The following is an 18,862-nucleotide window of genomic DNA, read 5'->3' as shown; positions in this document are numbered from 1 at the left end:
TCGCCGCGGCAGACGGCGTCCACCAAAAGCGTCTATAGCGTTTCCGGCTCAGTCATGCCCGGGTTGACTCCGGCTGCCGCGAGCGCCTCGTGCAGCGTCTCGAACACGTTCGACGCGCCAAGCACCAGCGTCAGTCCATGCCGGTCCATGTCGTTGCGCAGGAAGCGATTCACGCGCCCGAACAGCACCGCGACGCCGCGCCCGCGCAGCGTTTCGATCAGCTCGCCGATCGTGCGGGCGGCGGAGTAATCGAGATCGGTGATTGCGCCGGCATCGACGATCACGTGGCGCACATCCTCCGACGCGCTATCGACGAGCTGCGTCACTTCCGCCGCGAAAAAGTGATCGTTGGCGTAGAAGAGGTCGGCGCCGAAGCGGTAGACGATCAGGTTCGGCGCGGTCATCGCGCCTGGCGTCGTCGGCATGAACTGCCAGGGTTTGCCCGGCGCGACGGGCGTGAGGACCATCGTGTGTGGATGATAGCTGTGGCGCACGTGCCGCATCAGCGACAGCGCGACCGCGAGCAGGATGCCATGCTCGACGCCCACCAGCACCACCGCGCCCGCCGTGATGAGCGCGAGCGCGAACTCGCCCGGGCTTTCGGCGCGGATGTCCCTCAGGCTTTGCACATTGACGAGGCCAATCGCGATGGTGAACACGATGCCCGCCAGCACGCAATGCGGCAGATAGCGCAAATAGCCGCTCAGGAAAAGCAGCACGATCGCGACGACCGCCGCGAAGACGATCTGTCCGAACTGGCTGCGCGTGCCCGCGCGCTCGGCCATCGCGGTCTGCGTCGGGCTGCCGTTGACGACGAACGTGCCGGAGAGCGCCGCCGCCGCGTTCGCCGCCGCGAGGCCGAGGATATCGCTGTTGGTATCGACTTCTTCTCGATACTGCTGCGCGAACACGCGTGCCGCCGCGGCGCTTTGGGCGATGATCATCACGAAGCACGACGCCGCCACGGGCATCAGTTCGAGACATTGCTGCCAGGTAACAGCGGGAAAGCGCAGCGGGGGCAAACCGCCGTCGACCTCGCCGAGCACCGCGATGCCGTGTGCGGCGAAGTCGAACGCCTTGCTCGCGGCGATGCTGCCGATCACCGCGATGAGCGCGACCGGCAGGCGCGGCGCCACGCGCTTGCAGCCGAGAATCGCGACGACCACGACGAGCGCGAGCGCGAGCGTCGGACCGTGAGCGTGCATCGCGTGACTGACGACATACGCGAGCTGCGCCAGGCTGCGCGACGACGGATACGGCACGGTCATGCCGCTGAGATCGCCCAACATGGCGATCGACACCTGAATGCCCACGCCCGCCAGAAAGCCGACGAGCACCGTGCGCGACAGAAAATCGGCGAGAAAACCGAGCTTGAAGAGACGCGCGAGCAAGAGCAGCGCGGCCGTCTCCAGCGCGACCATGCCCGCGAGCGCGACGTATTCGGGGCTGCTCATCGCGGCCATCGACGAGAGCTTGCTCGCAAAGATCGTTGCCGTCGCGGAGTCGGCGGCCACCACGAGATGCCGCGACGCGCCGAACAGCGCGAACGCGATGAGCGGCAGGAACGCGGTGTAGAGGCCCGTCACCGCGGGCATGCCGGCGATGCGCGCGTAACCGAGCACCTGCGGAACGTCCATCGACGCGAGCGAGATACCGGCGAGCGCGTCGCGCAACGCGGCGGCCCGGTTGAGCGGGAGTATCCCTTTGAGAAATCGTGCGCCCGCCGCCGGGCTTCGAGTCGGATCGTGCATGCTTGACACCCTGTTCCTGAAGAAGCGAATCGTGCCCCAATGAACGAGCGGTGCCAAGACGCCGTTTGCTCTACCGGTAAAAATCCACGGTTTGCTGCAATCCATCGGCGAGCGGTGTGCGCGGCAGATCCGGCAGTAATCGGGCGAGCGCCGGATCGTCGGGAAACGATGTCGCGATGGGCAGCGGCGCGCCCGCCGCGTCGATATGCGCGTCCGGCGCGATCGCTTTCAATTGCGCGATGACGCTTTCCATCGGCGTGATATCGCCGGCGAGGGTGAACACGTGCGCGCCGTCGAACTTGCTTGCGAGCGCGAGTTCGTAGGCGGCGGCGACGTCATCGGCGTAGACGAGGCCCGTCACGCCGGTGAAGGGAATCGTGTACGGCTCGCCGCGTGCGGCCGCGCGGCAGGCCAGGCTCGGACCGGCGCTCGATCCCGTTTCGCGTCCCGCGCCGTAGATCACCAGCGGCCGAAAGCCAACGCTCGCGATACGCCGATCGTGCCAGTACGCGCGCGCCGAGCCTTCGCACGCGAGCTTGAACGCGCCGTAATGCGTCATCGGAAAGGGCGTGGCGCCATCGTCGGGACCGAAGACGCCCGCGCTGCTCGCATACAGCACCGAGCCGATGCCGCACGCGATGGCCGCATCGAACACGTTGAGCGTGCCGATCAGGTTGATGCGCGCGCCGCGCACCGGATCGGCCGAACACGCCGGCGTGAGCACGCCCGCGAGATGGATGACGGCGTCGCAGCCGTCGAGCGCGGCCGCGACATCGCGCGCTTCGGCGATATCGCCGGTCCGCCATTGCACGTCATCGGCTTGATCCGGCGCGAGCGCGCGCAGGAGTCGCGCATCTTCGCGCACGTCGAAGGCGCGCACCTGCATGCCGCGCGCAAGCAGCCGCCGCATCACCCATGCCGCCAGAAAACCGCTTCCGCCTGTCACCAGCACTCTCATACCGCTTCCTCCATCGTCGTCTCAAAAAAGAACTTGGCTTGCGTCGCGTTTGTGGAATAGTATTCCAATATCAAAGCGAGTTCTACAGCAAACATGCGTTTCGTATCGTCAGAGGAACGGCGCCGCGAAACTGGACGGAGCCAAAGAGGAATGGTGGAGACACTGGATAGTCTGGGACAAAACGAAACGTTCGACGTTGTCGTGATCGGCGCGGGTGGCGCGGGCATGTCGGCGGCGCTGGTCGCGGCCATCGACGGCGCGCGCGTGCTGCTGGTCGAGAGCACCGAATATGTGGGCGGCTCGACGGCCTATTCGGCGGGCACGACGTGGATTCCCGCGTCGATGCACGCGGCGAGCGTGAATCGCGACGATACGTCCGCGAACGCCGAAGGCTTTCTGAATCGCGCGGTCGGCGAGCGCAGCAGCGCCGCGATGCGCGGTGCTTTTCTCGATGCGGGTCCGAAAGCGGTCGCGCATATCGAAGCGAATTCCGACGTGAAATATCGCGCGCGCCCGTTTCATCCCGATTATTTGTCGGAAGTCGAAGGCTCGACGCTGCGCGGTCGCGCGCTGGAACCGCTGCCGTTCGACGGCCGCAAGCTCGGCCGCGCGTTCTCGCTGATCCGTCCGCCAATTCCCGAATTCACCGTGCTCGGCGGCATGATGGTCGATCGCGACGACGTCGGGCATCTGCTCAACATGACGAAATCGTTCGCATCGTTCCGGCATGCGGCGAAGCTTCTCGCGCGCCACGCGCGCGACCGCATGAGCTCGCCGCGCGGCACGCGTCTCGTGATGGGCAACGCGCTGATCGCGCGCTTGCTGTATTCGCTGCTTCAGCGCGGCGTCACCGTGTTGACGGCCACGAAGGTCGAAAGTTTGCACAGCGGCGCGAACGGCATCGAGGCCGTGACGCTCAGCCACGTCAACGAGCGGCGGCGCATCGGCGTGAAGGGCGGCGTGATTCTCGCGAGCGGCGGGTTCAACCGGCATCCGAAGCGTCGCGGGGACATGCTGCCGGGCGCCGATCCCGGCTGGTGTCCCGGTGCGCCCGGTCACACCGGCAGCGCGCAGGATCTCGCGCTCGCGGCGGGCGCGCGCTTCGGCGCGGGCGCGCTGTCGAACGCGTTCTGGGCGCCGGTCTCGATGCGCAAGCGCGCCGACGGCACCACCGCCGTGTTTCCGCACTTCCTGATGGATCGCGGCAAGCCGGGCATGATCACCGTCGACAAAACGGGCAGACGCTTTCTCAACGAGAACACGTCGTATCACCTGTTCGGCATCGCGATGCAAAAAGCGAACGAGACGACGCCTTCCGTGCCCGCGTTTCTCGTCACGGACGCCGAAGGATTGCGCAAGTACGGCCTCGGCATGGTGCGTCCGGGCGGCAAAGGACTTGCGCCGTTTCTCGCCGACGGCTATCTCGTCGAAGGCAATACGCTCGATGAACTCGCGGGCAAGCTCGGCATCGACAAGTCGGGACTCGCGGACAGCGTCGCGCGGATGAATCGCTATGCGCAAACCGGCATCGATCCGGATTTTCAGCGCGGCACGACGGACTATCAGAACGCCAACGGCGACGCCAGCTGGACCGGCCCGAACAAGTGCCTCGGTCCGATCGGAACGGCGCCGTTCTATGCGGTGCGGCTCTATCCAGGCGATATCGGCGCCGCGACCGGCCTCGTCACCGACACCGACGCACGCGTGCTGAACCGCGACGACCGGCCGATCGGCGGCCTCTACGCGTGCGGCAACGACATGCAATCGGTGATGGGCGGCGTCTATCCCGGCCCCGGCATCACGCTCGGGCCCGGTCTCGCGTTCGGCTATCTCGCGGCGCGGCACGCATCGGCGCGCGCGAAACAGCCGGCAAGCGTCACGCTCACCCTTCCGCTCGAACTCGACGCGCACGCACACGCACACGCCAAATGAAGCACGAACCGATTCTCGAATGCGACGTCCTCGTGCTGGGTTCCGGCGCGGGCGGTCTGTCGACGGCCGTGACCGCGGCTACGCAGGGCTTGTCCGTGCTCGTCTGCGAGAAGGAAGACGTGTTCGGCGGCACGACGGCGTGGTCGGGCGGCTGGATGTGGATTCCGCGCAATCCGCTCGCGACGCGCGCGGGCATCGTCGAAGACGAGAGCGCACCGCGCACGTATCTGAAGAGCGAGCTCGGCGCGCACTTCGACGCCGCCAAGGCCGACGCGCTCATCGAGCACGGCCCGCGCATGGTCGAATTCTTCGAACGCAATACGTCGATGCGTTTCATCGACGGTAACCGCATCCCCGATTTTCATACGACGCAAGGCGCGGCCACGGGCGGCCGTTCGCTCTGCGCGATGCCGTTCGACGGACGCGAGCTCGGGACGCTCATCGATAAACTGCGTCCGCCATTGGCCGAAGTGACGATCAAGGGCATGGCGATCGCGTCGGGACAGGATCTCGCGCACTTTCTGAACGCGACGCGCAACGCAAAGTCCGCATGGCACGTGACGAAGCGCTTCGCCGCGTTCGCGTGGCACACACTGCGTCACGGCCGCTCGATGCATCTCGTGAACGGCAATGCGCTCGTCGCGCGGCTGCTGAAATCGGCGGCGGATCGCGGCGTCGATCTGCGCACGCGTGCGAAGGCGGTATCGCTCACGCGCGAGGCGAATCGCGTGACGGGCGCGCGCGTCGAGATCGAAGGCGTGATGCATGCGGTGCGCGCGCGATGCGGCGTCGTGCTGGCTTGCGGCGGCTATCCGCACGACGCGAAGCGTCAGGCCGACACGTTCCCGACGATGCCGCACTGGTCCGCCGCTCCGTGCAGCAATACGGGCGATGGCATTCGCCTCGGCGAACGAGCGGGCGCGCATTTCGATACGTCGCTCGAAACGCCCGCCGCGTGGGCGCCCGTGTCGCTCGTGCCGAAACGCAACGGCGAGCCGGTTGCGTTCCCACATCTGATCGAGCGCGCGAAGCCGGGTGTGATCGCGGTGACGCGTGCCGGCAGACGCTTCACGAACGAGGCGTCGTCGTATTACGACTTCGTTTCGTCGCTGATCGGCACGACGCCGCCGGGCGAAGAAGTGTGCGCGTGGCTCGTTTGCGATCATCGGTTCCAGCGGCGTTATGGACTCGGTTTCGCGAAGCCGTTTCCATTTCCGCACGGAGCGTACGAGCGCTCGGGCTATCTGAAATCCGCGCCGACGCTCGAAGCATTGGCTGAGCAATGCGGCATCGATGCGCGCGGCCTTGCCGATACCGTTGCCACGTACAACAGCTACGCGAAAGATGGCTTCGATCCGCAATTCCACAAAGGCTCGACGCCTTATAACCGCGTGCAGGGTGATGCGTCGCACGCGCCGAATCCGTGCCTCGCGCCGATAGCCGACGGCCCGTTCCACGCGGTGAAGATCGTCGCGGGCAGCCTCGGCACCTTCGCTGGCCTCGCGACGGATGCGCGTTCGCGCGTGCTCGACGAAGCGCGCGCGCCGATTCCCGGTCTCTACGCGGTCGGCAACGACGCCGCGAGCATGATGGGCGGCCACTATCCCGCGGGCGGCATCACGCTCGGCCCCGCGATGACCTTCGGCTATCTCGCGGGCCTCGAAATGGCGTCGCCGATGCACGAAGACAGCGTCACGAATCTCTCGAACTTCAAACAGGCAAGGACTCTGCAATGACTCTCTACGACACGGTCACGTTGACGGTGAAGATCGGCGCGAACGCGCAGGTTTTCGAAAACATCCAGGCGAGCGGCAATGCGCCCGGCTCGAAGCTGCTCGGCTGCTGGTATTCCGATATCGGCGCATTGGGCCGTGTGATGGTGCTGCGCGGCTTCGAATCAGAAGCGGCCTTGATAAAAGAACGTCAGCGCCTGTTGCTCGAAGGCAATCCGTTCGGCTGCGGCGAGTTCATCACCGATGTCGAAGTCAACAGCTACGCGCTCTTTCCGTTTCTCCCGCCGATCGAACCGGCCGTACACGGCGGCATCTACGAGATGCGCGTCTACGGCACGAAGCTCGCGAGCCTGCAACATACGATCGACGCGTGGCAGAACGCCGTGCCGGAGCGCACGAAGCGCTCGCCGCTCATCGGCGCGATGTATGCGCTCGACGGCACCGTGCCGCGCTTTCTCAACATCTGGCCGTACCAGAGCGTCGATGAGCGCTCGCGCATCCGCGCCGAGGCCGTGAAGGACGGCATCTGGCCGCCCAAAGGCGGACCGGCCCATCTGACGACGATGGAATCCACCATCTATATGCCCGCGCCGTTCTCGCCGCTGCGCTAACCATCACGGAGACGACGCAGATGTCACCACGCAAGCTGTCCTTGTCCGCGCTGACGGTTCTCGAACTGACGCCGCCGCAGATGGTCGAGTGCGCGGCGAAGGCGGGCTACGATTTCGTCGGGCTGCGGCTTTTGCCCGCGACCGACACGGAGGTGCGCCACGAGATCGTCGGCGCCACGCCGATGAAGCGCGAAACGCTCGCCGTCCTGAAAGACACCGGAATCGGCGTGCTCGATGCCGAAATCCTGCGGCTCAGGCCCGACACGAATGTCGCCGATTACGAGCCGATGCTCGAGACCGCCGCCGAACTGGGCGCGCGTTACGTGCTCGTCGCGGGCAACGATCCTGACGAGGCGCGCACGGCCGAACGGCTCGCCGCGTTGTGTGATATCGCGAAGCCGTACGGTTTGTCGCCGTCGCTGGAACCGATGCCCTGGACCGACGCGAAGGACATCGTGCAGGGCGCGCGCATCGTGAAGGCGGCGGCGCGCGCGAACACGGGGCTTATCGTCGATCCGATTCATTTCGACCGCGCGGGTTCGTCGACGCAAACGCTGCGCGAGCTGCCGCGCGAGTGGTTCGGCTACGTGCAGTTCTGCGACGCGCCCGCCGAGCGTCCCGCCGATCTCGACACGCTGCTCTACCAGGCGCGCGCCGAGCGGATGATTCCGGGCGAAGGCGGGCTCGATCTCGCGGGCCTGCTGCGCGCGCTGCCCGACGATCTGCCGCTGTCGATCGAAATACCGATGAACACGTGGGCGAAGACCGCGAATGCGCTCACGCGCGCGAAGCGTCTGCGCGAAGCGACGCTCGCGGTGCTCCAGGAGACGTACGCGGAACATTGACGCGCGCAGGTTGAATTCCGGGGTGGAATCGTGTTCTCATTCCGAATCATCGGAAATTCGAGAGACTGAGAAATGGCAGGAAATCTGGAGCGGGCGCTGTCGATCATCGAACTGCTGGCGAAGAATGGCGGGCGCATGCAGCTCGCCGCCATCGCCGACACGCTCAACATTCCGCGCAGCGGCACGCACCGCCTGCTCGCGATGCTGATCGACGAGGGCTATGTCCGTCAGGACGAGGATCACGGCGAGTACATGCTCGCGCTGAAACTCGTGTCGCTCGCGCTCATCTATCTGTCGACAGGCGGGGTGCTCGACGTGTCGCAGCCCGTGCTCGACCGGCTCGCGGCGCAGTCGGGCGAGCTGGCGCGGCTGGGCGTCGTCGAGGACGATCACATCACGTTCGTCGGCAAGGCGCAGGGCGCGAAATCCGGCCTTCGCTACGATCCGGACATGGGCAGCCAGCCGCCGCTGCATTGCACGGCGAGCGGGCAGGCGTGGCTGTCGTCGCTGTCGGACGAGGAAGCGCTCGAGCTCGTATCGAAGCAGGGCGGGCTGGGCAAGCCGGGGCAGGGCGGCCCGAAGGCGCCGAAAACCATCCAGCAGTTTCTCGCGGATGTGCAGGCGGCGCGAAAGCGCGGATACGGCATCGCGAGCGAGACGTACGAGGCCGGCATGACGTCGATGGCCGCGCCGATTCATCATCCGGTGACGGGCGTGGTCGTGGGCGTCGTGAGTCTTGCGGGTCCGACGAGCCGGCTGCCGGAAGCGCGCTTGAAGGAACTCGCGCCGGCGCTGCTCGAAGCGGCGTCGGACATGGGCGCGGCGACGTTGAGCTCGCCTTATTTTAAGCGGCCGGTCGTGAATGTGGAGGCTCCCGCCGAAAAGGCGAAAGCGAAGAAAGTGCGCGCTGTATGATTGGCCGAATGGACGAGGTGACGCGGGGAAAATGCCTGCGTTATCATCGTTTTCATCATGAAACGAGAACTTGAAATGCCCACTCCGCTCGATCCCATCGTGTCCGAATTCGCCACCGTCGAAGAAGCCGAGGCTTATGACCGGTGGTTTCGGGCCAAGATCCAGGCCGCACGCGACAATCCGGGTCCGCTCATCCCTCACGACGAAGCGATGGCGCGCATTCGCAATAAGCTTCACGCCAGAATCAAAGAGAAAGAGAAGCTTCGAAAGTGATGCTGCCGATTCGATGGACCACCAAAGCGCTCGACAACCTCGATGAACTGACCGATCACATTGCCGAAGACAGTATCTGGGCAGCAGTCGACATATTCGAGCTCATTCAAAACTGTGTCATTCCCGCGGCCACTCATCCTTATCTTTTCCGGCCGGGCCGTCTGGCGGGAACGCGCGAGATCGTTGCGCATCCCAATTACATCGTTGTCTATGAAATCGTCGATGGATGGATTCAGGTCATGGGCGTTGTCCACTCCCGACAACAGTACCCCCGATAGCCGATCCTGAGCCTGAGCGCCCGTCAAGGGCGCTTCGCACGTCCCCCGTCCTGCACTATCCTGCAAAGATCAAGCCCCCGCGAGGCCGATCATGAACGCAGCGTCCGTCAGCGCGCCCTTGCGCGAAGTCGATGACTTACCGTCCCCGCGCGGCCTGCCTTTGCTCGGTAATCTGCACCAGTTGCCGCCCGCCACGCACCATCTGACGCTCGAGCGCTGGGCCACCGAACTCGGCACGCCCTACGTGTTCCGATTCGGCACGACACCCGTCACGGTCTGGAACGATATCGAGTTGGCGCACGCGGTGATGCGCGAGCGGCCGCATCGCTATCGGCGCTATGCGCCCATCGAAAACATACTGAAAGAGTTCGGCTGCAACGGGCTCTTTTCGATCGAAGGCGCCGCGTGGGAGCCGCAGCGCCGTCTCGTGATGCAGGCGCTCTCCATTCCGCACATCAAGGCGTTCTATCCGACGCTCGCCGCGATCACCGAGCGGTTGCGGCGGCGCTGGGTAGCGGCGGCACGCGCGGGCCGCGTGGTCGACATGACCGAGGACCTGAAGCGCTTCACCGTCGATGTCACGAGCGCGCTCGCATTCGGCGAAGATCCGAACACGCTGGAAAACGAGCACGTCCTGATACAGGAGCAGCTCGCGATGCTCCTGCCGATGCTGATGGCGCGTATCAATGCTCCCTTCGCGTACTGGCACTACGTGAAGTTTCCACGCGACCGCAAGTTCGACGAAGCGATGACGGCCGTGCATCGCCACATTCGCGAACTGATGGCGCGCACGCGCACACGGATGCGCGACGACGCAGCGTCCGGTGCGCGCGAAACCGAAGCGCCGCGCAATCTCCTCGAAGCGATGCTCGCACTGCGCGATGCACCGGGCTCCGGCATCAGCGACGACGAAGTCTCGGCCAACGTGCTGACGATGCTCGTCGCGGGCGAAGATACGACGGCGACATCGATCGCGTGGGCACTGCTCTTTCTCGGCACCGACGACGCATTGCAGGCGCGCGTCGCCGCCGGCGCGCGACGTGTGCTCGGCGATTCGGCCGTCTGTCCGAGCTACGACGCGATGCGCGAACTCGACCTGTGCGAAGCGGTGTGCACGGAAGCGGGCCGCCTGCATCCGATCGCGCCGTATATGTCGCTGGAGCCGCTGGAGGAAGTGCGTCTGCAGGGCGTGCGCTTGCCCGCGGGCACTAAGGTATTCCTGCTGAACCGGCCCGCGATGCTGGACCCGCGCAATTACGCCGATCCCGGACGGTACGATCCCGAGCGATGGCTGCGTGATCATCGTCACGAAGGCGCGCACGAACCGCGCGCTTATCTGCAATTCGGCGCGGGGCCGCGCGTGTGTCCGGGGCGGCATCTGGCGGCGGTGGAAATGCGGCTCGTCGTGTCGATGCTGACGGCGAACTTCATCGCGCAGCTCGCGACGAATCCCGCCGATATCCACGAAGTCTGCGCGTTCGTCTCGGTGCCGAGCGAAATGCCGGTGCGTCTCGTCCTGCGCTAGTGGTTTTATCGGACGTTAGCGGGCATCCGCTACATCGGCTGCGGACTGAGTCGGCACACCGCCCGTGGCCATCCACAGCACTTCGGCGTCTTCCTCGCTCGTCGAAATAGCCGCGTGGCCGGTGCGGCTGTCGAAGTAGATGCTGTCGCCGGCGTTTAGATGCGTCGGCGCGTAGAGTTCCGAATAGAGGCACACGCTGCCGCTGATCACGTAAAGAAACTCTTCGCCTTCGTGACGGCCCCAGTCGTCGAAAGCGTCGAGCGTGTGCGCCGAAATGCGGATGCGAAACGGCAGCATCGCCTTGTGCGCGAGCTCGGTGGCGAGCAGCTCCATCTGATAACCGCGATACGCATGGCGCTGCCCTTCATCGCGGCGCGTGAGGGCGCGGCGTCCGTTCGCGCTCGGTGCGGGCGCGCTGCCGAAGAGTTCGGCGAGATCGATCCGCAGACCGCGCACGATTTTTTGCAGCACGTCGAAGGTCGGCGACATCAAGCCGTTCTCGATCTTCGACAGCGCCGAGCGCGACACGCCGCACAGACGGCTCGCGGTTTCGAGCGTCAGGTCTTGCGCGAGCCGCGCGCGTTTCACCCGGCGCCCGAGGTCGGCCGCGGATTGATCGGGGATGTTCTTCATAGGATGCGGTCGAGGCTTTTGTTTCCGATAATACCATCGCGCAAACGCGGCATTCGCATCGGCGCGCAGGCCGAAAACATGCCGAATCTACTGCCAGCAAGGGCCGCGCGCATTGGTGACAACCCCAATATTGTCGGCTGTTGTTCGCAACGCCGGCAGCGCGTATAGTCTGCAGGCTTACGCAAGTTTCCGATCAGAAACTTCGCTCCAAGGACAAACCCGCTTCGAAAGGACTTCATCGTGAACGCACAATCGATTCTTTCCGACCTCGGCATCGCGAGCCTCGTGACCGATGGCGACATGGCCGCCGCCTCTCCGATCACCGGTGAAGTCATCGGCCGGGTGAAGCAGAACACCGTCGCCGATGTCGATGCCGCGCTCGGCGCCGCGCGCACTGCCTTCGCCACGTGGCGTAACGTGCCCGCGCCGCGCCGTGGCGAGCTCGTGCGGCTGCTCGGCAATCGCCTGCGCGAGAAGAAGGAAGCGCTCGGCCGCCTCGTGTCGCTCGAAGCAGGCAAGATTCTTCAGGAAGGCCTGGGCGAAGTGCAGGAAATGATCGATATCTGCGATTTCGCCGTCGGGCTCTCGCGCCAGTTGTACGGTCTGACGATCGCGTCCGAGCGGCCCGGGCATCGCATGGCGGAGACGTGGCATCCGCTCGGCGTCTGCACGATCATCTCGGCGTTCAATTTTCCGGTCGCGGTGTGGTCGTGGAACGCGGCGCTCGCGCTCGTGTGCGGCAACGCCGTGGTGTGGAAGCCGTCCGAAAAGACGCCGCTCACCGCGCTGGCCGTCGATCGCATCATGCGCGATGTCATCGAAGAATTCGGCTCGGCGCCCGCAGGTCTCGCTTCGGTGATCATCGGCGGACGCGAGGTCGGTGCGGCGCTCGTCGCGGACAAGCGCTCGGACATCGTCAGTGCGACCGGCAGCACGGAAATGGGCCGCAAAGTGGGCGTCGCGGTGGCGCAGCGCTTCGGCCGCTCGATCCTCGAGCTCGGCGGCAACAACGCGGGCATCGTGTCGCAGACGGCGAATCGCGATCTCGCGCTGCGCGGCATCCTGTTCTCGGCGGTCGGCACGGCCGGGCAGCGCTGCACGTCGCTGCGGCGTCTGTTCGTCCACGACAGCATCTACGATGAAACCGTCGCGCGCCTCAAGGATCTCTACGCGAAAGTGCCCGTCGGCAATCCGCTCGAGCAGGGCGTGCTGATGGGGCCGCTCATCGACGTGCAGTCGTTCGCGCGCATGCAGGACGCGCTCGAGCAGGCGAAGGGCGAGGGCGGCAAGGTGTTCGGCGGCGAGCGCGTCACGGTGAAGGGCCACGAAAACGGCTATTACGTGCGCCCGGCGCTCGTCGAAATGCCGTCGCAAACCGAGGTCGTGCTGAAGGAAACCTTCGCGCCGATTCTCTACGTGATGCGCTATTCCGATTTCGATGAGGCCATCGCCGCCAACAACGCTGCCGCGCATGGCCTGTCGTCGTGCACGTTCACGACCGATCTGCGCGAAGCGGAGCGCTTCCTGTCGGCATCGGGCAGCGACTGCGGCATCGCGAACGTGAACATCGGGCCGAGCGGCGCAGAAATCGGCGGCGCGTTCGGCGGCGAGAAGGAAACCGGCGGCGGCCGCGAATCGGGCTCCGACGCGTGGAAGGCCTACATGCGCCGTGCGACGAACACGATCAACTACTCGTCGGAACTGCCGCTCGCGCAGGGCATCGACTTCAATCTGGACTGACGTTTCTTCCGCCGGCGACGGCTTTACCTGCGCCTGAGCGTTTCTGCGCGCCGATTTGGCATTTCGCGTTTTGCATTACGCATGCGTTTTGGTTTTATGACTTTTGCATGCAACACGCGATGCCCATCGGCGGGCGACGCTGCGGCAACTCGAATCGACGACTGGAGGCGGCGTGGCTTCTCAAGTGGTGATCGTGGGTGGCGGCGTGATCGGCAGCTCGGTCGCGTATTTTCTGCGCGCGTCGGACCCGACCGTGCAGGTCACGGTGATCGAGCGCGATCCGACTTATGCGCGCTCATCGTCGGCGCTGTCGGCGGCGTCGATCCGGCAGCAGTTCTCGACGCCGCTTTCAGTGCGCATGTCGCTCTTCGGCATCGAGTTTCTGCGTTCGATCGGCGAGCGGCTCGAAGTGAACGGCGAGCGCCCGTCGATCGATCTGCATGAAGGCGGCTATCTGTTTCTCGCGACGGCGCAAGGCGAAGCGACGCTGCGCGAGAATCACACGTTGCAGCGCGGGCTGGGCGCCGACATCAGCCTGCTCGATGCCGCACAACTGCGGGCGCGCTTTCCGTGGCTGAACACCGAGGACCTCGCAGCGGGCGCGTTCGGCGAAAGCGGTGAAGGCTGGTTCGACGGCTACGGCCTCGTGCAGGCGTTGCGGCGCAAGGCGCAAGCGCTCGGCGCGCGCTATGTGGCGACGGAAGTCGTCGGCATCGAGCGCGAAGGACGGCGCGCGACGGCCGTGCGCGCGGCGAACGGCGAAACCTATCCGTGCGATGTCGTCGTGAACGCGGCAGGCGCGTGGTCGCGCGGCGTCGCGGCGATGCTCGGCATCGACATTCCGGTGCATGCGCGGCGGCGCAGCATTTTCAACGTATCGTCGCCCGCGAAGCTCGAACGCGCGCCTTTGCTGATCGATCCGAGCGGCGTCTACTTCCGTCCCGAGGGGCGCACCTATATTTGCGGCACGTCGCCATCGGCGGACAACGATCCCGACGATCTGCCGCTCGACGAAGTCGATCACGCGCTCTTCGACGACGTCATCTGGCCGGCGCTCGCGCATCGCGTGCCGGCGTTCGAGGCATTGCGCGTCGAGCACTGCTGGTCCGGTTATTACGAGTACAACGTGCTCGACCAGAACGCGATCATCGGCTGTCATCCGGACGTCGAGAATTGTATTTTCGCCAACGGATTCAGCGGACACGGTTTGCAACAAGGTCCGGCGACGGGCCGCGGCGCGAGTGAACTGATTCTGCTCGGACGCTATGAAACGCTGGATTTATCGCCGCTCGACTGGACGCGCGTGCTGGAAGGACGGCCGATCGTCGAAAAGAATGTCGTATAACTGATAAAAGACCGGCAAATACCGTTTTCCATAATCGATGATTTAAGTCTGCCCGGTCGTGTACCGGGCATTTTTTTCGCTACACGAAGATCAAGCGTATTGAAAACGGTTTGCGGTGCGTTTCGAACGGGCATTCTTAACATCATCGTCACGCAATCGGGCTGCGTCCATCAATGAAATCCACTAGGGCCAGCCGCCCCCGAGAAGCGCATTCTGGGACCATCAAACCTTTTTCGCGCTTTACCGAAAGGAGACATAACATGGAAGCCAATACGAGCGCGCATTTCTATGCCTGGATCGACGATGGCGAAATTCCCCCCGATACGAGCGTGCATGTGTCGCACCGGTCCAGCCAAGTATCTGCGGCACCGGAGTACGTCGCGGAGATTTGCGGACGTTTTGCGAAGACCGAAGAGGAAAAAAATTCTTGCGTGATTCGCGGTTATAACTGACGGAAAATGCAGTGTGTTGCGCGCGTGACACGGATTGTCATAGCGCGCATTAAACGCACACGAAGATGCGCATCGCGCGATTCATGAAACGACCTCATGAACAGCGAAATGCCGATTGGTATTTCATCGGTAATGCGGATATTTGTGTGCGTTGTCAAACAGAAGGCCTCATGTAAATCGGACCCGCCGCGTGCGGGTTTTTTCATGCCTCGCGTGCCTCACGCCACATGACTCCGCTCGGCAGGCCGCTCCCGCCGATGGCACAATCGCTCGCAACGACGCGATATCAGGAGCAAAGGTGGCGAATCTGGATCTCGACAATCCGTTTCTCGAAGCGCTCGGCGCAATCTTCACCGAATGGCGCGCGGGCTATGCGGAATTCATGATGCCGATCCACGCCGGACATCTGAACCGGCAGCGCATCCTGCAAGGCGGCGCGATTGCCACGCTGCTCGACGCGGCCTGCGGCTACGCAGGTCTCTTCACGACGGGCGCGGCGCCCGTGCACGGCTTCACACTCTCGCTGACGGTCAACTACCTCGATCGCGGCATCGGCGACAAGGTCGTCGCGAAGGGCTTTCTCGAACGGCAAGGCCGCTCCGTCTATTTTGCGCGCGGCGAGGCGTGGGTCGACGGCCGCGTGATGATCGCGAGCGCGCAGGGCACCTTCAAGTACGCGCGCTGATGGCCACGCGCAATCTCCTCCGACGTCTCGATCTCACGACGCTGCAACTCTTTCTCGCCGTGTTCGAGGAGGGCACGCTGACGCGCGCGGCGGAGCGCGAGGCGATTGCCGTGTCGGCGGCGAGCAAGCGGCTGCTCGAACTGGAGCAGGCGGTAGGCGCGGTGCTCTTCGAGCGCAAGGCGCGCGGCATGGCCCTGACGCCCGCCGGCGAAACGCTGCTGCATCACGCGCGGCGCGTGATGCGCGATGTCGAGAACATCGGCATCGAGCTCGCGGAGCATGCGAGCGGCGTGCGCGGCTATGTTCGGATGATGGCGAACCTCTCGGCGATCGTCGAATTCCTGCCGGAAGACCTGCGTGCGTTCATCTCCGTGCACGATCAGATCAAGATCGATCTGGAGGAACGGCCGAGCGGCGGCATCGTGGAAGGCGTGGCGGATAGTCTCGTCGATCTCGGCATCTGCTCCGGCGACGCCGACACGCGCGGCCTCGAAAGCGCGCACTATCGCCACGACCGGCTGTGCATCGTGACGCCGGGCGATCACCCGCTCGCGCATCGCGACAGTGTCGCGTTCGCGGACACGCTCGACTTCGATCACATCGGCCTGCATTCGGCGAGCTCCATCAACATGCGCACGCATCTGGCCGCGCGCCAGGCGGGCCGTGCGCTGCGGCTGCGCATCCACGTGCCGGGTTTCGATGCCGTGTGCCGCATGGTGCAGGCGGGCATGGGCGTCGGCGTGCTGCCGCTGCAGGTATTCGAGGCGATGGGCCGTCAGCTCGGGCTCGCCGCCGTGCCGCTCGACGAAGAGTGGGCCGCGCGCAGCCTCGTCATCGTCGTGCGGGATTCGGACGCGCTTTCGCCGGTCAGCCGGCTCCTGTTCGATCATCTGCGGACCATCGAAGCGCGCACTTAGTTTTCGGCATCCCCGCGAGCGTTCGCGTTTGGCGAACGGTGCTTGCCGAAATGCGGTTGGACGTGGCCCAGCGTTCGCCAATAAGCTTGTCTCACAGTACAAATTTCAGGAGACAAGCAACATGAGCGGACCCCTTCAGGGCATTCGCGTCATCGAGATCGGCACCCTCATCGCCGCGCCCTTCGCGGCGCGCATGCTGGCCGAATTCGGCGCGGAAGTCATCAAGATCGAAACGCCCAACGGCGGCGATCCTCTTCGTAAATGGCGCAAGCTCCACGAGGGCACGTCGCTCTGGTGGTATCTCCAGTCACGCAACAAGAAGTCGGTGTGCGTGAACCTCAAGTCGCCCGAAGGCGCGGACGTCATCAAACGGCTGGCTGCGGATGCCGACATCATCATCGAAAACATGCGTCCGGGCGCGCTCGAAAAGCTCGGCCTCGGCTGGGACGTTTTGCATGCAATAAACCCGAAGCTCACGATGGTCCGCATCTCCGGTTACGGACAGACGGGCCCGTACCGCGATCGTCCGGGCTTCGGCGCGATCGGCGAGGCGATGGGCGGCATCCGTTACACGACCGGCGACGCCGAAGGGCTGCCCGCACGCGTCGGCGTCAGTCTCGGAGATTCGCTCGCGTCGCTGCATGGCGTGATCGGCGCGCTGATGTCGGTGCTGCGCGTGAAGACCGGCCAGGGCGACGGCCAGGTGGTCGACGTGTCGCTCGTCGAAAGCGTCTTCAATCTGATGGAAAGTCTCGTCCCCGAATACGACCTGCTCGGCCATGTCCGCGAGCGCAGCGGCGGGGCGCTGCCGGGCATCGCGCCGTCGAATACCTATCGCACGGAAGATGGCGGCTTCGTCGTGATCGCGGGCAATAGCGATCCGATCTACAAGCGCCTCATGCACGTGATCGGCCGCGCCGATCTCGCCGACGATCCCGTGCTCGCGCACAACGACGGCCGCGTGAAGCAGAGCGCGATGCTCGACGAAGCGATCACCGCATGGACCTCGCATCACTCGATGAACGAGGTGCTCGCGACGATGGAGCGTGAGGAAGTGCCCGCGGGCCGTATCTATTCGGTCGCGGACATCGTCGACGATGCGCACTACCAAGCGCGCGACATGCTGCTGCAGGCGGATCTGCCGGGCGGCGCGTCAGTAAAGATGCCGGGCATCGTGCCGAAGCTGTCCGACACGCCGGGCGAAGTGCGCTGGCAAGGTCCGGCACTGGGTGAGCACACGGCGACGGTGCTCGAATCGCTCGGTTTCAATGCGAGCGACGTGGAGCGGCTGCGCGCCGCAGGAGCGGTGCAATGAATTACGAATGCAAAGAACCATTGATCGTTCAGGAAGTCGCGCCGCGCGACGGCCTGCAGATCGAGAAGCAGTGGGTCGAGACCGAAGACAAGATCGCGTTGATCGATGGCCTGTCCGCGTGCGGTTTCACGCGCATCGAGGCGGGCTCGTTCGTGTCGCCGAAAGCGATTCCCGCATTGCGTGACGGCGACGCGGTATTTAACGGCATCCGCCGTTCCCTGCGGACGATCTACGTTGCGCTCGTGCCTAACGTGAAGGGCGCGGAACGTGCGCTCGCCGCGCAGGCCGACGAGCTGAACCTCGTGATGTCCGCGAGTCAGACGCACAACCGCGCGAACATGCGCATGAGCTGCGAGACGTCGCTGGCCGGTTTCGGCGATGTCGTTCAGCTCGTGCGCGGCGACACCGATGTCACGCTGAACGCGACCGTTGCGACGGCGTTCGGTTGTCCGTTCGAAGGACGCATCGATGAGGAGCGCGTCGTGTCGATTGCGCGGACGTATCGCGAGATGGGCATCGCGGGCGTCACGCTCGCCGATACGACCGGCATGGCGAATCCGCGTCAGGTCGCGCGCCTCGTCGCCCGCGTCCTGGAACACGTGCCCGCCGCCGACCTGACGCTGCACTTCCACAATACGCGCGGCCTCGGCCTCGCCAACGTGCTCGCCGCTTACGACGTGGGCGCGCGCCGCTTCGATGCCGCGCTCGGCGGTCTCGGCGGCTGTCCGTTCGCGCCGGGCGCATCGGGAAACATCTGCACCGAAGACCTCGTGAACCTGTGCGACGAGATGGAAATTCCCACGGGCGTGGATCTGCAAAAGCTGATCGTTCTGTCGCGCACGCTGCCCGCGCTCGTCGGACATGAGGTGTCCGGACAAGTGGCGAAGGCGGGACGCAATTGCGATCTGCATCCGGCGCCCGAGTACGTGCGGGCCATCTGAATTCAAAAGACCA

The 18,862-nt window shown here is 64.9% G+C and carries 18 protein-coding genes; 15 read left to right on the top strand and 3 right to left on the bottom strand.

Annotated features, from left to right (window positions below; genetic code table 11):
* Positions 1-32: 32 nt before the first annotated feature.
* Both AWB74_RS00560 and AWB74_RS00555 read right to left on the bottom strand, forming a co-directional pair.
* Positions 33-1,751, bottom strand: coding sequence for a SulP family inorganic anion transporter (locus AWB74_RS00560; protein ID WP_061144842.1), 1,719 nt, complete (start codon positions 1,749-1,751; stop codon positions 33-35).
* A gap of 70 nt (positions 1,752-1,821) precedes the next feature.
* Complete coding sequence (locus AWB74_RS00555; protein WP_061144841.1) at positions 1,822-2,709, bottom strand: NAD-dependent epimerase/dehydratase family protein; 888 nt, start codon at positions 2,707-2,709, stop codon at positions 1,822-1,824.
* 150 nt (positions 2,710-2,859) lie between these two features.
* Between AWB74_RS00555 and AWB74_RS00550 the strand changes: the two genes are divergently transcribed.
* The 8 genes from AWB74_RS00550 (at position 2,860) to AWB74_RS00515 (ending at position 10,821) form a co-directional block, all read left to right on the top strand.
* Complete coding sequence (locus AWB74_RS00550) at positions 2,860-4,641, top strand: FAD-dependent oxidoreductase (RefSeq protein WP_061144840.1); 1,782 nt, start codon at positions 2,860-2,862, stop codon at positions 4,639-4,641.
* Positions 4,638-6,377, top strand: coding sequence for an FAD-dependent oxidoreductase (locus tag AWB74_RS00545; RefSeq protein ID WP_061144839.1), 1,740 nt, complete (start codon positions 4,638-4,640; stop codon positions 6,375-6,377). Before AWB74_RS00550 ends, AWB74_RS00545 begins: the two co-directional genes overlap by 4 nt.
* On the top strand, positions 6,374-6,985 hold the full coding sequence (locus tag AWB74_RS00540) for an NIPSNAP family protein (RefSeq protein WP_061144838.1): 612 nt from the start codon (positions 6,374-6,376) through the stop codon (positions 6,983-6,985). The genes AWB74_RS00545 and AWB74_RS00540 overlap by 4 nt, the downstream gene beginning before the upstream one ends.
* A 20-nt stretch (positions 6,986-7,005) precedes the next feature.
* Positions 7,006-7,830 carry a sugar phosphate isomerase/epimerase family protein gene (locus AWB74_RS00535; RefSeq protein WP_061144837.1) on the top strand — a complete coding sequence of 275 codons (825 nt, stop codon included), beginning with the start codon at positions 7,006-7,008 and terminating at the stop codon, positions 7,828-7,830.
* 72 nt (positions 7,831-7,902) lie between these two features.
* The gene (locus AWB74_RS00530; protein ID WP_061144836.1) at positions 7,903-8,745 is read left to right on the top strand and encodes an IclR family transcriptional regulator; all 843 of its coding nucleotides are present in this window, start codon (positions 7,903-7,905) and stop codon (positions 8,743-8,745) included.
* 75 nt (positions 8,746-8,820) lie between these two features.
* Positions 8,821-9,018, top strand: coding sequence for a type II toxin-antitoxin system RelB family antitoxin (gene relB, locus AWB74_RS00525; RefSeq protein WP_061144835.1), 198 nt, complete (start codon positions 8,821-8,823; stop codon positions 9,016-9,018).
* Positions 9,018-9,296: a type II toxin-antitoxin system RelE/ParE family toxin gene (locus tag AWB74_RS00520; RefSeq protein ID WP_061144834.1), complete on the top strand. Its 279-nt coding sequence runs from the start codon at positions 9,018-9,020 to the stop codon at positions 9,294-9,296. Before relB ends, AWB74_RS00520 begins: the two co-directional genes overlap by 1 nt.
* A gap of 91 nt (positions 9,297-9,387) precedes the next feature.
* A complete protein-coding gene (locus AWB74_RS00515; protein ID WP_061144833.1) occupies positions 9,388-10,821 on the top strand; it encodes a cytochrome P450 in 1,434 nt (477 codons plus the stop codon).
* 15 nt (positions 10,822-10,836) lie between these two features.
* Here AWB74_RS00515 and AWB74_RS00510 read toward each other — a convergent pair whose 3' ends face one another.
* Positions 10,837-11,454 carry a helix-turn-helix domain-containing protein gene (locus tag AWB74_RS00510; RefSeq protein WP_061144832.1) on the bottom strand — a complete coding sequence of 206 codons (618 nt, stop codon included), beginning with the start codon at positions 11,452-11,454 and terminating at the stop codon, positions 10,837-10,839.
* A 240-nt stretch (positions 11,455-11,694) separates the two neighbouring features.
* Between AWB74_RS00510 and amaB the strand changes: the two genes are divergently transcribed.
* The 7 genes from amaB (at position 11,695) to AWB74_RS00475 (ending at position 18,849) form a co-directional block, all read left to right on the top strand.
* Positions 11,695-13,194 carry an L-piperidine-6-carboxylate dehydrogenase gene (gene amaB / locus AWB74_RS00505; RefSeq protein ID WP_061144831.1) on the top strand — a complete coding sequence of 500 codons (1,500 nt, stop codon included), beginning with the start codon at positions 11,695-11,697 and terminating at the stop codon, positions 13,192-13,194.
* Positions 13,195-13,366: 172 nt separating this feature from the next.
* Positions 13,367-14,539, top strand: coding sequence for an NAD(P)/FAD-dependent oxidoreductase (locus tag AWB74_RS00500; protein WP_061144830.1), 1,173 nt, complete (start codon positions 13,367-13,369; stop codon positions 14,537-14,539).
* Between the two features lie 260 nt (positions 14,540-14,799).
* Complete coding sequence (locus tag AWB74_RS00495) at positions 14,800-14,991, top strand: hypothetical protein (protein WP_061144829.1); 192 nt, start codon at positions 14,800-14,802, stop codon at positions 14,989-14,991.
* A gap of 298 nt (positions 14,992-15,289) precedes the next feature.
* On the top strand, positions 15,290-15,676 hold the full coding sequence (locus AWB74_RS00490) for a PaaI family thioesterase (RefSeq protein ID WP_061144828.1): 387 nt from the start codon (positions 15,290-15,292) through the stop codon (positions 15,674-15,676).
* The gene (locus tag AWB74_RS00485) at positions 15,676-16,593 is read left to right on the top strand and encodes a LysR family transcriptional regulator (RefSeq protein WP_061144827.1); all 918 of its coding nucleotides are present in this window, start codon (positions 15,676-15,678) and stop codon (positions 16,591-16,593) included. The genes AWB74_RS00490 and AWB74_RS00485 overlap by 1 nt, the downstream gene beginning before the upstream one ends.
* A 121-nt stretch (positions 16,594-16,714) precedes the next feature.
* Positions 16,715-17,908, top strand: a complete 1,194-nt coding sequence (locus tag AWB74_RS00480; protein ID WP_061144826.1) for a CaiB/BaiF CoA transferase family protein — start codon at positions 16,715-16,717, stop codon at positions 17,906-17,908.
* Entirely contained in the window at positions 17,905-18,849 is a 945-nt protein-coding gene (locus AWB74_RS00475; protein ID WP_061144825.1) for a hydroxymethylglutaryl-CoA lyase, read from the top strand. The genes AWB74_RS00480 and AWB74_RS00475 overlap by 4 nt, the downstream gene beginning before the upstream one ends.
* Positions 18,850-18,862: the final 13 nt, after the last annotated feature.

The sequence above is a fragment of the Caballeronia arvi genome, assembly GCF_001544695.2.
Classification (GTDB): domain Bacteria; phylum Pseudomonadota; class Gammaproteobacteria; order Burkholderiales; family Burkholderiaceae; genus Caballeronia; species Caballeronia arvi.
Note: the sequence above shows the minus strand (reverse complement) of the source record. Positions and strands in the feature narration are given on the sequence as shown.

Excerpts from the sequence above, each read along its gene's own strand:
- relB (WP_061144835.1), top strand. The coding sequence starts at position 8,821 with ATGCCCACTCCGCTCGATCCCATCGTGTCCGAATTCGCCACCGTCGAA.
- AWB74_RS00560 (WP_061144842.1), bottom strand. The coding sequence starts at position 1,751 with ATGCACGATCCGACTCGAAGCCCGGCGGCGGGCGCACGATTTCTCAAA.
- AWB74_RS00550 (WP_061144840.1), top strand. The coding sequence starts at position 2,860 with ATGGTGGAGACACTGGATAGTCTGGGACAAAACGAAACGTTCGACGTT.
- AWB74_RS00545 (WP_061144839.1), top strand. The coding sequence starts at position 4,638 with ATGAAGCACGAACCGATTCTCGAATGCGACGTCCTCGTGCTGGGTTCC.
- AWB74_RS00475 (WP_061144825.1), top strand. The coding sequence starts at position 17,905 with ATGAATTACGAATGCAAAGAACCATTGATCGTTCAGGAAGTCGCGCCG.
- AWB74_RS00510 (WP_061144832.1), bottom strand. The coding sequence starts at position 11,454 with ATGAAGAACATCCCCGATCAATCCGCGGCCGACCTCGGGCGCCGGGTG.
- AWB74_RS00515 (WP_061144833.1), top strand. The coding sequence starts at position 9,388 with ATGAACGCAGCGTCCGTCAGCGCGCCCTTGCGCGAAGTCGATGACTTA.
- AWB74_RS00555 (WP_061144841.1), bottom strand. The coding sequence starts at position 2,709 with ATGAGAGTGCTGGTGACAGGCGGAAGCGGTTTTCTGGCGGCATGGGTG.
- AWB74_RS00535 (WP_061144837.1), top strand. The coding sequence starts at position 7,006 with ATGTCACCACGCAAGCTGTCCTTGTCCGCGCTGACGGTTCTCGAACTG.
- AWB74_RS00485 (WP_061144827.1), top strand. The coding sequence starts at position 15,676 with ATGGCCACGCGCAATCTCCTCCGACGTCTCGATCTCACGACGCTGCAA.
- AWB74_RS00530 (WP_061144836.1), top strand. The coding sequence starts at position 7,903 with ATGGCAGGAAATCTGGAGCGGGCGCTGTCGATCATCGAACTGCTGGCG.
- AWB74_RS00520 (WP_061144834.1), top strand. The coding sequence starts at position 9,018 with ATGCTGCCGATTCGATGGACCACCAAAGCGCTCGACAACCTCGATGAA.
- AWB74_RS00495 (WP_061144829.1), top strand. The coding sequence starts at position 14,800 with ATGGAAGCCAATACGAGCGCGCATTTCTATGCCTGGATCGACGATGGC.
- AWB74_RS00480 (WP_061144826.1), top strand. The coding sequence starts at position 16,715 with ATGAGCGGACCCCTTCAGGGCATTCGCGTCATCGAGATCGGCACCCTC.
- AWB74_RS00540 (WP_061144838.1), top strand. The coding sequence starts at position 6,374 with ATGACTCTCTACGACACGGTCACGTTGACGGTGAAGATCGGCGCGAAC.